The sequence below is a fragment of the Parashewanella hymeniacidonis genome (genome assembly GCF_016900895.1).
GTDB lineage: Bacteria > Pseudomonadota > Gammaproteobacteria > Enterobacterales > Shewanellaceae > Parashewanella > Parashewanella hymeniacidonis.
Window position 1 is genome coordinate 16142 of sequence record NZ_JAFEUN010000022.1, and the last position, 13346, is coordinate 29487.

The 13346-nt window shown below is 39.5% G+C and carries 12 protein-coding genes; 6 read left to right on the forward strand and 6 right to left on the reverse strand.

Going from position 1 to position 13346, the window contains the following annotated elements:
* The first annotated feature begins 20 nt into the window (after positions 1-20).
* The 4 genes from deoC to deoD all read left to right on the forward strand — a co-directional run bounded on the left by deoC (position 21) and on the right by deoD (position 4429).
* On the forward strand, positions 21-797 hold the full coding sequence (gene deoC / locus JQC92_RS06430; protein WP_129945831.1) for a deoxyribose-phosphate aldolase: 777 nt from the start codon (positions 21-23) through the stop codon (positions 795-797).
* 217 nt (positions 798-1014) lie between these two features.
* On the forward strand, positions 1015-2346 hold the full coding sequence (deoA, locus tag JQC92_RS06435; RefSeq protein ID WP_129945878.1) for a thymidine phosphorylase: 1332 nt from the start codon (positions 1015-1017) through the stop codon (positions 2344-2346).
* A 10-nt stretch (positions 2347-2356) separates the two neighbouring features.
* Entirely contained in the window at positions 2357-3571 is a 1215-nt protein-coding gene (locus JQC92_RS06440; RefSeq protein ID WP_204998877.1) for a phosphopentomutase, read from the forward strand.
* A gap of 147 nt (positions 3572-3718) precedes the next feature.
* Positions 3719-4429, forward strand: a complete 711-nt coding sequence (gene deoD, locus JQC92_RS06445) for a purine-nucleoside phosphorylase (protein WP_204998878.1) — start codon at positions 3719-3721, stop codon at positions 4427-4429.
* Positions 4430-4480: 51 nt separating this feature from the next.
* On the opposite strand, the gene JQC92_RS06450 is transcribed toward deoD, so the two are convergent.
* A complete protein-coding gene (locus JQC92_RS06450) occupies positions 4481-5569 on the reverse strand; it encodes a TonB family protein (protein ID WP_204998879.1) in 1089 nt (362 codons plus the stop codon).
* A gap of 960 nt (positions 5570-6529) precedes the next feature.
* Positions 6530-6931: an AhpA/YtjB family protein gene (locus tag JQC92_RS06455; protein WP_204998880.1), complete on the reverse strand. Its 402-nt coding sequence runs from the start codon at positions 6929-6931 to the stop codon at positions 6530-6532.
* Between the two features lie 44 nt (positions 6932-6975).
* Here JQC92_RS06455 and serB point away from each other — a divergent pair, with 44 nt between their 5' ends.
* The gene (serB, locus tag JQC92_RS06460; protein ID WP_204998881.1) at positions 6976-7944 is read left to right on the forward strand and encodes a phosphoserine phosphatase SerB; all 969 of its coding nucleotides are present in this window, start codon (positions 6976-6978) and stop codon (positions 7942-7944) included.
* A 53-nt stretch (positions 7945-7997) separates the two neighbouring features.
* Here serB and JQC92_RS06465 read toward each other — a convergent pair whose 3' ends face one another.
* Entirely contained in the window at positions 7998-8261 is a 264-nt protein-coding gene (locus JQC92_RS06465; RefSeq protein WP_204998882.1) for a hypothetical protein, read from the reverse strand.
* Positions 8262-8462: 201 nt separating this feature from the next.
* Entirely contained in the window at positions 8463-10826 is a 2364-nt protein-coding gene (locus JQC92_RS06470) for a PilZ domain-containing protein (RefSeq protein WP_204998883.1), read from the reverse strand.
* Between the two features lie 207 nt (positions 10827-11033).
* Here JQC92_RS06470 and radA point away from each other — a divergent pair, with 207 nt between their 5' ends.
* On the forward strand, positions 11034-12398 hold the full coding sequence (gene radA / locus JQC92_RS06475; protein ID WP_129945847.1) for a DNA repair protein RadA: 1365 nt from the start codon (positions 11034-11036) through the stop codon (positions 12396-12398).
* A 9-nt stretch (positions 12399-12407) separates the two neighbouring features.
* Here radA and JQC92_RS06480 read toward each other — a convergent pair whose 3' ends face one another.
* Together JQC92_RS06480 and JQC92_RS06485 are read right to left on the reverse strand one after the other, a co-directional pair.
* Positions 12408-12788 carry a PilZ domain-containing protein gene (locus JQC92_RS06480; RefSeq protein ID WP_204998884.1) on the reverse strand — a complete coding sequence of 127 codons (381 nt, stop codon included), beginning with the start codon at positions 12786-12788 and terminating at the stop codon, positions 12408-12410.
* Positions 12789-12914: 126 nt separating this feature from the next.
* Positions 12915-13325 carry a CBS domain-containing protein gene (locus JQC92_RS06485; RefSeq protein ID WP_204998885.1) on the reverse strand — a complete coding sequence of 137 codons (411 nt, stop codon included), beginning with the start codon at positions 13323-13325 and terminating at the stop codon, positions 12915-12917.
* Positions 13326-13346 lie beyond the last annotated feature (21 nt).

Genomic DNA, 13346 nt, shown 5'->3' on the forward strand with positions numbered 1-13346 from the left:
TATTTTGTTGGAGAAAGCAAATGACTGATTTAAAACAAGCGGCTCAACGCGGCATTTCATTAATGGATCTTACTACGCTTAATGACGACGATACGGATCAAAAAGTAATTGATCTATGCCATAAAGCATTGACTCCAGCAGGTAAAACTGCAGCTATCTGTATTTATCCTCGCTTCATTCCTGTTGCACGTAAAACTCTAAAAGCACTAGGTGCTGAAGATGTTCAAATCGCAACAGTAACCAACTTCCCACATGGTAATGATGATATCGAAATCGCAGTAACTGAAACTCGTGCTGCAATTGCGTACGGTGCTGACGAAGTTGATGTTGTTTTCCCTTACCGTGCATTAATGGCTGGTAACGAAGAAGTGGGTTTTGAGCTCGTAAAAGCGTGTAAAGAAGCTTGTGCTGAAGCTGATGTACTTTTAAAAGTGATCATTGAATCTGGCGTATTGAAAGACCCTGCTCTTATTCGTAAAGCTTCTGAATTATCAATTGATGCAGGTGCTGACTTCATCAAGACTTCAACAGGTAAAGTTCCTGTTAATGCAACACTAGAAGCTGCAGAAATCATGATGACTGTAATTAAAGAGAAAAATACCAAAGTAGGTTTCAAGCCAGCTGGTGGCGTGCGTGATGCTGCTCAAACTGCAGAATTCTTAGGCGTTGCTGAAAAGCTATTAGGTGCTGATTGGGCGACTCCACGCACATTCCGTTTTGGTGCTTCGAGCTTATTGAATGCTTTGCTGCATACTTTAGAGCTAGCTGAAGCTCCTAAACCTAATCAAGGTTACTAATAGTCTACTCTTGGGATATGAAATGATTGATTGATCAAATTATTGAACATCCTTATCCAGAGTTCAGATTTATATCAAGAAAAGTGTGATCAAACTCCCTTTGGTCACCGCAAAACTTCGTTAATATGTACGTAAAATTACTACAGTTTTGTTTTTAAATCTTGCAAATGTGTAAGCCGAGATGATGAATTCTCGGTTACATTCTGGAGGCTACACCATGTTTCTTGCTCAAGAAATCATTCGTAAAAAGCGTAACGGTCAAGCACTATCTAAAGAAGAAATCCAATTTTTTGTTGATGGTATTACCAACAATAATGTTTCAGAAGGTCAAATCGCTGCTTTTGGTATGGCAGTGTATTTTAATGACATGAACATGGATGAGCGCGTTGCCATTACGACGGCGATGCGTGATTCAGGTATGGTATTAAATTGGGATTCAATGAATTTTGATGGCCCTGTAGTTGATAAACACAGCACGGGTGGTGTTGGTGACGTTATCAGCTTGATGCTTGGCCCAATGGCAGCAGCTTGTGGCGGTTATGTGCCAATGATTTCTGGGCGTGGTTTAGGCCATACAGGTGGTACATTAGATAAGTTTGACGCAATTCCAGGGTATCAAACTGAGCCAGACAGTGACTTATTCCGTAAAGTGGTTAAAGAAGCGGGTGTGGCAATTATTGGTCAAACTGGTGATTTAGTGCCAGCGGATAAGCGCTTCTATTCAATCCGTGACAACACCGCAACCGTTGAATCAATCTCTTTGATTACAGCGTCAATTCTTTCTAAGAAACTTGCGTGTGGTCTTGATGCATTAGCGATGGATGTAAAAGTCGGTAGTGGTGCATTCATGCCAACTTATGAAGCATCTGAAGAGCTAGCTCGTAGTATTACAGCCGTTGCAAATGGTGCTGGTACTAAAACAACTGCACTACTTACTGACATGAACCAAGTTTTGGCATCGTGTGCAGGTAATGCTGTTGAAGTTAGGGAAGCGGTTGATTTCTTAACGGGTAAATATCGTAACCCTCGTCTTTATGAAGTGACGATGGGTCTTTGCCAAGAAATGTTGATGCTAGGCGGTATTGCGGCAAATGAAACGGAAGCTAGAAATAAACTGAACACAGTATTAGATAACGGCCGAGCGGCTGAATTATTTGGTAAGATGGTGTCTGGTCTAGGTGGCCCAACTGATTTTGTTGAAGCCTATGACAAGTATTTACCTGAAGCTTCGATTGTTCGACCTGTATTTGCAGATAAAACAGGTTTTGCACACAGTATGGATACGCGTGAACTGGGTCTTGCTGTTGTTACATTAGGTGGCGGTCGTCGCAAGCCTGGTGATGCGCTTGATTACAGTGTGGGTTTAACTAACGTTTGTGCGTTAGGTGATGAAATTAATACTGACAAGCCACTTGCTGTGGTACATGCTCAGTCAGAAGCTGCATTTGAAGAAGCAGCAGCAGCAGTGAAAGGCGCAATTCAATTAAGCGATACTCAGCCTGAGAAACAAGTTGAGATTTATAAAGCGATTCGCGCTGAAGATCTGTAAGGAAAGATTTATGAAACGTACCGTTATTTTAATGTTAGATTCCTTCGGCATCGGCGCAGCAGGAGATGCTGAAGCTTTTGGTGACGTAGGTGCAAATACTTTTAGTCATATTGCGAAAGCTTGTGCAGAAGGTAAAGCTAATATCGACCGTGAAGGTGAGCTTAAGCTACCAAACCTTGCAAAATTAGGTTTAGGTCATGCTGCTAAAGAAAGCACTGGTGCATTCCCTATGGGGTTTGATGACAATGTTGAGCTGATTGGTTCGTATGGTTACGCAGCTGAAATCAGCTCTGGTAAAGATACGCCTAGCGGTCATTGGGAAATGGCAGGTGTGCCAGTTTTATTTGAATGGGGTTATTTTAGCGATCAAAATAATTCTTTCCCTAAAGAGCTAACAGACAAGATTCTTGAACGTGCAGGTTTAGACGGTTTCTTAGGTAACTGCCATGCATCTGGAACAACCATTCTGGAACAGTTAGGCGAAGAGCATATGAGCTCTGGAAAGCCAATTTTCTATACCTCTGCTGACTCAGTGTTCCAAATTGCTTGTCATGAAGAGACATTCGGCTTAGAAAACCTTTACAAACTGTGTGAAATCACACGTGAAGAGTTAGAGCCATATAATATTGGTCGTGTAATCGCTCGTCCATTTAATGGTCCGAATGCGAAAGAGTTTGCACGAACAGGTAACCGTCGTGACTTCTCACTTGAGCCGCCAGCGAAAACAGTACTGCAAAAGCATGCTGAAAATGGTGGTGAAGTTGTCAGTGTCGGTAAAATTGCTGATATCTATGCGCATTGTGGCATTACTAAAAAAGTGAAAGGCAACGGTCTTGAAGCTTTGTTTGATGCAACACTTGAGCAGGTTAAACAAGCTGGCGATAACACGATTGTATTTACCAACTTCGTAGATTTTGACTCACATTACGGTCATCGTCGTGATGTTGCTGGTTATGCCAGAGGTCTTGAGTATTTCGACGCTCGTCTGCCTGAATTGCTTGAAATTCTTAATGATGATGACTTTTTATTGCTTACAGCTGATCATGGTTGTGATCCGACATGGCCGGGCACAGATCATACTCGTGAGCATGTTCCTGTATTGGCATATGGTGCGGGTTTAGGCGCTAAATCTCTAGGCGGACGTGATACGTTTGCTGACATGGGACAGTCAATTGCAAGTTATTACAAATTAGAGCCAATGGAATACGGCCAGTCATTTTTATAAATATTTAATGAGCCTGAAATATCATGCTCATAAGCTGGCCAATCAACACATATCGGGCAGCTTTATAGTGACGAACACGAATAAAATGGGTAACTTACCCACCAAATTAACATAAGGCATAGACCTTAAAACATAGGGGTTATATCGATGGCAACACCACATATTAATGCTGCTGATGGTGCATTCGCTGAAACAGTACTTTTTCCAGGCGATCCACTACGCGCTAAGTACATTGCAGAAACTTTCTTAGAGAATGTTGAGCAAGTTACTGACGTTCGTAACATGCTAGGCTTCACTGGTACCTATAAAGGTACTCGTGTTTCTGTTATGGGGTCAGGTATGGGCATTCCTTCTTGCTCAATCTACGCAACAGAACTAGTAAAAGACTACGGTGTTAAAAACTTAATCCGTGTTGGTTCATGTGGCGCAGTCAGCCTTGACGTTAAAGTTCGTGACGTAATCATCGGTATGGGTGCTTGTACAGATTCACAAGTAAACCGTTTACGTTTTGGTGGTCAAGACTTCGCAGCTATCGCTGATTACGGTCTACTTTCTGCTGTTGTAAAAGCGGCTGATGAGAAAAACATCAAACACCTTGTTGGTAATGTATTCTCCGCTGATCTTTTTTACAATCCACTGCCAGAAATGTTCGATACCATGGAAAAAATGGGTATTTTAGGCGTTGAAATGGAAGCGGCTGGTCTTTACGGTGTTGCTGCTGAGTACGGTGCAAATGCACTTTGTGTTGTAACTGTTTCTGATCACATCCGTACAGGTGAAGCCGTTTCATCAGATGATCGTCAATCTACGTTTAACGAAATGATTGAAATGACGCTAGAAGCAGTTGTAAACCTATAATTTACACTGTTGCTTCATTAAAAAAGCCGCATTTGCGGCTTTTTTTGTAGTCTAGATTGGTCTCTTTAATGTGTAATCCAATCTGATTTTCGTCTTTGCTTCAACGACTTCACCATTTACGAACTTGGGTGCGTAACGCCAATCTTTAAGAGTCTTTATTGAAGCTCTTTCAAAACTTTTACCGCCTTCGCTGTCTAAAATCTCAATATCTTCAACAAAACCGTTTTTATTTATGACAAACTCTAATGTGACATAGCCCGTTTTGCCTTTTTTTGCGGCCCAAGTTGGGTAGTGATTTGCAGAGCGATATAATGGTATTTGCTCTTGCACATTATCATCCCAAGGCTTCATTTTACCAATTGCAATACAGTGCGCAGTTGATTTTTTACTCTTGCCTTGTTTTTCATATATAGGAACAAGTCGAGCGTGAGACGCTAATTTATATGGATGGCTATAATCTAAAACGTCCATTTGTTTTACTACTTCTTCAAATAACGTTGCAGCTTTAGAGTGTTTTTTTTCTGCTTCATAAATCCTTGCAACATTGAAGCTGGCTCTTACTCTTTCCATTGAGTTTTCAGGCAGTTTTTCTTTGTAGATTTCGAGGGCTTCTTTGGCAAAACGCCCCAATTTTTTACTGTAATACTTTGACGATAGCATTCTAAATGCTTCTAGCTTTACTTTTGCCTCTAATAACTCAGAACCGTCAGCGACATCAATGGCATCTTCAATATGTTGATAGGCAATAGACTTAGTTTTCGCTGTTTCTGCAAGTTTGAATTGAGTATCAATGATGTCATTTTTGGATTTTGAGTCTTGAGATAAATAAATGCGCAACGCTTTTTGGTATAGTTTATAAGCTATGGCGTGCTGATCTTTCTGTACATTCAGTTCATCAATATGATTTTGAATCGCAGATCCATAATTCAGCAATAGTGCAGCAATGTTATGGTTATTCTCAGAATATTCTTTCATCCCAAGCTGATAAGCGGACTTTGCAGTATCAACAATAAGTTGCTTATCTTCTCCGCTTAACGCTTGCTGGTATGTTTTGTAAGATTCTGAAAAACCTTCTGCTTGAGAAGTGGAAGAAAAACTGATAGCGCAAACAAGCAACGGTATTGAAATGTTCTTTAACATGATAAGTCCTTTTTTGGAGTATGCTATCTAAATGTGACCTGATGTTAAAAAATATTTAGTGATAATACTAGGGGCTGTTGACCTTTGTTGATATTTTCAGCAATGATTATTTTTGACGATAACAAAGCGGAACAAGCGTTATTTAGTTATTCTATCCGCATGATACTTGAAGATGCATGTTTCAGGACTTTTTCAGCGCCAATTCTTTGAGGCGCATTAGCGAAGGAATATCGGGATTCTTTCGATCTAATGTAACAAAGAAGAATTGGCGCTGAGAAGTCCACGCAGTGCGAGTTGCACAGCTTGTTACTCTTCGTTGCCAGTGCTAACAATAGCTCACTATTGCCGCACACCGTCGCCTTGATTAACAAGTTGTGCATTCTCGCTGAAATCGAGCATCTTCAGGTATCATGGGTATAAATGAGCGCAGTGACAATGCAGATAGCGTTAAAAATAACCATTACCCTACGGGCTGAGTCTAAATCGCCTTACTCTGTGTTGAAAATAGTTTACTTAGATGACTAAACTGCACTATTTCCGCCTCGATTAAGGCGATTTATTGCTCAGCTTAATTATTAAACAAAGATCAACGGCTCCTACTGTCATTTAAGTCTTTTTGTTATGCGAAGAAAGTTCGCTCTTTTTATTGATAGTGAACGGCTCAACAACATTCCTATAATTACCGAGAGTAAAAGCAGTAATTGTTGTTGCTCAGCGTTGTGTTTAATGTCCTTTCTCAGTACTGCTAGAAATGATGATTCATTTAATCTCAGCTCTACATAGCCGATGCTTTTTTTATTCAAAATTACTTTTTTTATGTATGGTGTAAATGCAGCCAGGTTTTGCTGACGTAAGCATTCACCAGAGGGGTATTGACAATCTCAAACTCCCGTTTATTGGCATTTATAACTACAAGCTTGCCATTGTTTTGTGACACAAGTACCACCCCGCAAGTAAGTTTCACTGTTTATTTGAAAAGTCAATACGGGGCTGGTGAATGGTTACTTGCTGACTTCTCTTACTATCTTTTATGACTTGGTGATCGCATTGTGCAAATGCCACTCTACTGCCTTTAGCATCATAAATGGCTGCTGAAATGACTCTAGGATCTTGGGTTACACTTTCTACTAACCATTGCAGCTGAGATGTTTTTTGGTTTTGCAATGCAGAACTTGCTGCGTAAGTCACATTGTCTAAAAGAAGGTGTGACATTTTACTGGCTTGTTTTTCTAGTAAAGATTCTGATTGTAAAAAGTTTGCTTGCCACAGTTGAATAGTAATTGCGATGAGCGCTACAGCAACGGCAAATTGGACGAGCAAACTGAATTTATGACTTTTTTTTAGTTTTTTAAGATGTAACACTAAACACCTCATTAGATAATAAAAAAATTGGAATAGTTGATAGTATGAGCGCATTGTTTAACTGGTTAAAAAACTCTTTAGATAGTCAATTTTTGGGACTGACAAACCAGGTTACTCGCTATCAAGAAGGACAGACTCCTTTTTCATCACCTAAGATACTACGCCTTGTCTGGAAGGATAATCAACTTGAGAATGATATTGAGCATTGGCTGGAATCACTCAAAGCCGGTTTTCATATTTGTACCTTAAAACGCAACCAAGCATTAAACGGCATTGAAATTTGTTTAACTCAAGGTATTACAGTCGATCAATTAAATTCATTGAAATTAAGCGCTGAAGTAGAGGTTTTTGAAATTAAGGAGCCATTACCTCAACTTAACTTACCAGGTGTGCTGGTTATGGATATGGATTCCACAGCTATTCAGATTGAATGTATTGATGAGCTTGCAAAGATGGCAGGTGTAGGTGAAGCGGTATCACAAGTCACTGAGAAAGCAATGGCTGGTGAACTCGATTTTGAAGAAAGCCTAAGAGAGAGGGTTAGTAAATTAAAAGGTACTCCATTTTCTATTGTTGAGGATTTGATCTCTCAATTACCGTTGACTGCAGGGTTGACTTCAATGTGTTATGAACTTCAAAAACACAACTGGAAAATTGCACTCGCATCAGGTGGCTTCACGCCTTTTGTTAACAGCCTAAAGAATCAATTGAACCTCAGCGCAGCATATGCAAATCATCTAGAAGTCGAGAAGGAAACATTAACTGGGAAAGTGTTAGGTAAAGTCGTTGATGCGAACTTTAAAGCAGAAGTGATCTCACTATTATCTAGAGAGTCAGACATAAGTGAACAACAAACGGTTGCAATTGGCGATGGTGCGAATGATATTCCCATGCTCGAAAGGGCTAAGATTGGTGTCGCATTTCATGCAAAAGAATTAGTTAATGAAAACTCAAATTTTCAAATAAAGCATCTAGGGCTAGGCGTTTTATTGTATTTGGTTGAGATTAAGTAAGGTAAATATAGATAAAACAGCCGTACTCATGATAAGTACGGCCTTAATCTGTGTTATGCGCCCATTTTCACCGTAAAGTTCGGTTTATTTTTTTTGCGGCGCTTTATCGGTGGGAAATAGCCAGCCATTGAATGAAAATCAAAAAACTCTCTTGAAGACTCATCTTGATGTTCTTTTTCCTCCTCTTCTTCATCGTCGAAAATAAGATAAGACTTACCGGAAATCATTAACTGTAATGCTGAATTTCTACCTCTTTTTGAACCCATTTCAATAATGGGTTCTGATGACGTAAACATGGTGCGTGTAATTGAAACCATGATGCACACCTCTATAACTTACCAAACCAGTCCTTTGAGTACGAATCCGATGCTCATCAACTCATCAGAGATACGTTAGCTCGAATGTTACTCAACATTAATTCTAAATAAATTAAAATTAATTTCGAGGTTTACCTTATACATAGACAGTATTCTATATCCTTCAATGATATATAGGCGGGAATCTAAATTTAATTTAATTTAGGGGACATATTGAGCTAATAATTTAGCTTCGGAAGTGACATCGAGAATGTCACCAACACCAATGGTATTCCAGAGTTTTTCATCTAAAATTTTAGCTTTATGTGCAGCATGAACAGCAATGTAATCACGCTCTTGTGCAATATAGCGATTATCAGGTTTTCCTGTTACTCCATAAAAGACTCTGAGCGCAATAAAACGTCCTGTATCTTTGCTCTGTTCAATAAAGCGTTTTTTGTGTTGTTTCGTTTTGAATTGATCCGCTCTCATACAGTGCAATTGAAATTGCCCGCGGGATTGGTTGGTTAAACGTAAGAACAAGTCTACAGAAACCATTTCATTGGTTGATTTCATTTTACGAAGCGCATTTAAAATTATGGGTTTAAATAAACCTTGTTTGAATATTGGCGCTAAGTTGTACTCCATTCCATTCGCTACTCCGGCGGAGAACAAATCTGTTATCTCGTTATTTTGCGTGGAGACACCAACAGCGGAAAGCTTGGCAGATTTTTTTGTTTTTTCGATGAAGAATGGCGTTGATGGTAATTTTCGCATCAATAAATTTTTCATGCCATCAGATAGCTCTTTAACATTATCATCACTGTCAGAGAGTTGTTTGAGCTTTTCTTGATTATGAATAATCAGGCGATTGAGAAATTCTACACCAACGTGAGGTTCATGACCGATATTTGCCGCAAGGTGTAATTGTTTACCATTCTTTCTTTTTTTAACGATTCGATAAGGGAGCTCGACAAGCTGAGCTTTACCTGCAAGAGTCTGTAGTTTAGGAAGGGCAATCTTTATCGATTGAGTTTCGTCCAAATTACAAGGCTCAGTAAAAATGACTTGAAGCCCTTTCGTCGATATATCACCAGTAATACCAGAAAAGCTTTTATCTCCTTGAGTAATATCAACTTGAGTCTTAAATGAGTATCTAGGTTCTTGTCGTCGCTCGGTAAAATTTAGTGAAATACTTTTTATTTTATTTTTAGCTTCTTTCGCTTGAGCAAAAACCTTCAGTTCATTGGGGCTGGCTTGGCTTTTTACGTTTTGGAGTGTTTCCAGTGCCACGTCACTGGTTAAATCGATAAGATTAATAACATGACTGAACTGGGAAAGCTGTTGCTCTACTAAAGGTGAGTAGTGGCTATCATCGCCGGGTAAGACGGCTGTTTTGTAAGTTTGCTCATGGTCAATACTTTCAAGCTTCAGCCTAAAAATTTTAAAGCTGGATTTATTAGCGCCAAATTTAAAAAACAATTCGGTGAAGTTAGAACTCATTAACTCTGCGAGTGTTGCACTGTAAAAGTAGAGCGTTTCTCGCACGTTATGAGTGAAGCAAAAAAGTAAATTATGCTCAAAATTGTGTGGATCAGCCTGAAGTTGGCTTAATCGAGTTGAAGATAGCGTTTGAGACAATTGGCAAATGTCTCTTTCATCGTTAAAAAATCTTTTCAATCCTTGGTTTTCAGCACTAAGTAAACAATGGCTGATAACTTTTTTAGTTGAGTTTAAGAACAGCGGTAAATTTCGATAATGCGGCAAATAATGGCGTTCATAACCTAAGCCAAGTGTGTTTGTATAGACTTCATTGACATCAACTTTGTAGCGGAACTTATAACCTCGTATCAAGTTGGTCAGAATCTTTACCAGATCATCCGAACCATTGACTCGCTTTAACCTAAAAATGGCGTGTTCACCATCTAATGTGGAATCAACGATTTCATATTCAATGCCTTGATGGAGATCTTCGTAATAATACTCTTCATTCAGCTCATGTAATTTCAAGAGAATAGGCTGGTTTATATCAAGGCTATGTTTGGCTGAAACTTTAATTCTTGCACCGCCAACAGATAAGTCTATTGTTGTCCCTTTAGCTTCTGTTCTGCCCGACTGAGAAGCCGTGATTTGGATGCTGTAATTCATTCGCTCTTCACAGCGATTGAAATAAGTACCAAGTACAACGCCTGGCACAATAAAACTATCATCAGAAACGTTTTGAGCATCTTGCTTATGCGAAGTCAGTCTACTTCGATGCTCTTGTATCACCTCTTCGTAAACACCAACGGTGTATTGTTGTTGATAACGGATAAGTGCAGCAAAAAAACTCTGTTTTGCTGGTTCGTCTAACATGTGAGTCTGTTGATTAAACTCGACTGCTTCACACGCTAACTCTGTTTTATCACGTAAATCGATAATGCGACTGCAATGTCCAGCCAATCGATTGAGTTCCATTTTTAATAAAAAGCGATTAGTACTTGTTTCAGACGCCGTGAGCTTATCGAACATATCAGAAAAGTCAGGCTCCATTAATAATGGTTTGAGCTGTTCGATTAATGCACTTTTTACTTCTTCAAAACTCATGTGTCGATTCTTTGTCGTGATAAATTGATGTCAGCCTGATAGGCTTAGCTATTAAGTTTGTTACGGTTTTCAGTCTAGCACTGAAATCTAAAGCATATCTTGATTTAGACAGGTAAAATAAAGCAAAACTAATGCCAGTAAATAAAGTGTTAATTATTTATAGCTGGTAGTTTAACCGACATTAAGTAGAGAAAATACTCAAAGTTTATGGCAAAAAATAAAACAGCATTTGTTTGCAATGAATGTGGACAAGACTTTCCTCGTTGGCAAGGACAGTGTACTGCATGTAAAGAGTGGAACACGATTACAGAAGTTCGTTTAGGGTCGGTAAAGTCAACGACATCGAGCACGTTTTCTGGCTATGCGGGTGCTGGTCCAAGTGAAGTACAAACATTAAATCAAATTGATTTAAATGAGCTTCCACGAATCTCAAGTTCATTTACTGAATTTGATCGAGTATTGGGCGGTGGAATTGTGCCGGGATCGGCAATTCTGATTGGTGGTCATCCTGGTGCCGGTAAGAGTACTTTATTGTTGCAGACGCTGTGTCAGCTTGCTCAAACAATGCCGGCACTTTATGTGACTGGCGAAGAGTCTTTGCAACAAGTGGCGATGCGTGCTCACAGGCTAGGTTTGCCTACTGATAAGCTTAGAATGCTGTCTGAAACGAGTGTTGAACGTATATGTGATATCGCAATAAAAGAAAAGCCAAAATTAATTGTGGTCGACTCGATTCAAGTAATGCATATGGCTGATGTTCAATCATCACCGGGCAGTGTTTCACAAGTCCGTGAGTCAGCGTCATACCTTACACGTTTTGCAAAGCAAGAAGGCATTGCAGTGATTATGGTCGGTCATGTCACCAAAGATGGTAGCCTTGCAGGGCCTAAAGTTCTTGAGCATTGCATCGATTGTTCCGTCATGTTTGAAGGTGACAGCGACAGTCGTTATCGAACGCTTCGTTCTCACAAAAACCGTTTTGGTGCGATTAATGAGCTTGGCGTTTTTGCGATGACAGAGCGAGGGTTAAAAGAAGTCGCTAATCCATCAGCTATTTTCTTATCTCGTGGGGAAGGTGAATCTTCTGGTTCACTGGTAATGGTGGTTTGGGAAGGCACACGCCCACTACTGGTTGAGCTGCAAGTGCTTGTTGATAATTCAACAATGTCTCACCCTAGACGTGTTGCTGTTGGTATGGATTCAAATCGTTTGGCTATGTTACTCGCAGTAATGCATCGACACGGAGGCTTACAAATGTCCGATCAAGATGTGTTTGTAAACGTAGTAGGCGGTGTTAAAGTCAGTGAAACAAGTGCGGATTTAACCTTGTTATTAGCGATGGTCTCTAGCTTTAGAGGTAATATATTGCCTAGTGAGATGGTTGCTTTTGGTGAGGTAGGATTATCTGGTGAAATCCGCCCTGTACCCAATGGCCAAGAACGGTTGATTGAAGCTGCTAAACATGGGTTTAAAAAAGCGATTGTGCCAAAAGCTAATGTCCCGAAGAGTGCGATTCAAGGCATGGAAATTATTGGTGTGAATAAGTTACATGAAGCCTTAGATGCACTCTAAGTGGGGGAATTAGCAAGCATAGGCTAATTTAGTATGCTCACGAATAAACTGTGGTAGTTCTCGATGAAGTAAATCTGTGCTACCACTGTTGAGCTCAACAAGTCTCTTAAGATGACCCATACTATCTACGTCAATTTCAACACAACATAAGCCAATATTGTTATTGCCGCTGTATACAACTTGAGTTTGCATTGAAATTTCTACATTTGAGTCCATTAACGATAGTGTTAATGTGTATGAAGAATCAGTAATTTCAAAATTTTCAGGAAGTTGTATTAATGCGCCATTCAAGCTGATGTCTAAAACTTGCGTCTTCCATAATTTAGGAAGTTGGACAATTTTTGCTTGAGCATTAAACAGTACTCTAGAAAATTTACGTCTGTCGTTCATCAAGTATCTCCCTACATCGTACTAATACTTTACCGAGTTATGGGTAGAAAATATAGCGAATATTTATAAGGATAGATGATTTTAAAAAGCATGACCAAATTAATAGGCATTCAATTAAATTAATGATTAGGAACGCCCCCTAGAATAGAAACTTAAAAGATCTTTCCAAGTAATGATCCCTGACAGTTTCCCTTTTTCAGTAACAGGTAAACAGCCAATGTTGTGCAACAGCATAGTTTTTGATGCATGATTTATTAATGCGCATTCGTCAATGGAAATAGGACGTTTGTTCATAATTTGGTGAACCCGCTTTTTTAGCGTATTTAAATCTTTCATCGACTCAGAAAGTGAATCTAGGTGAGGGCTTAGTGCTCTATAAACATCGTGTTTAGATATAACGCCAACAAGTTCGTTTTCTTCTAAAACAGGTAAGTGGTGAAAAGGCGCTTGATCAAAAATCTCTTTGGCTACCGATAGCCGGTCATAGAGATCAACCGTTGCAACTCTAGACTGCATGATTTCTTTTACTTGTCTCATACATACTCCTTGAATGGCATA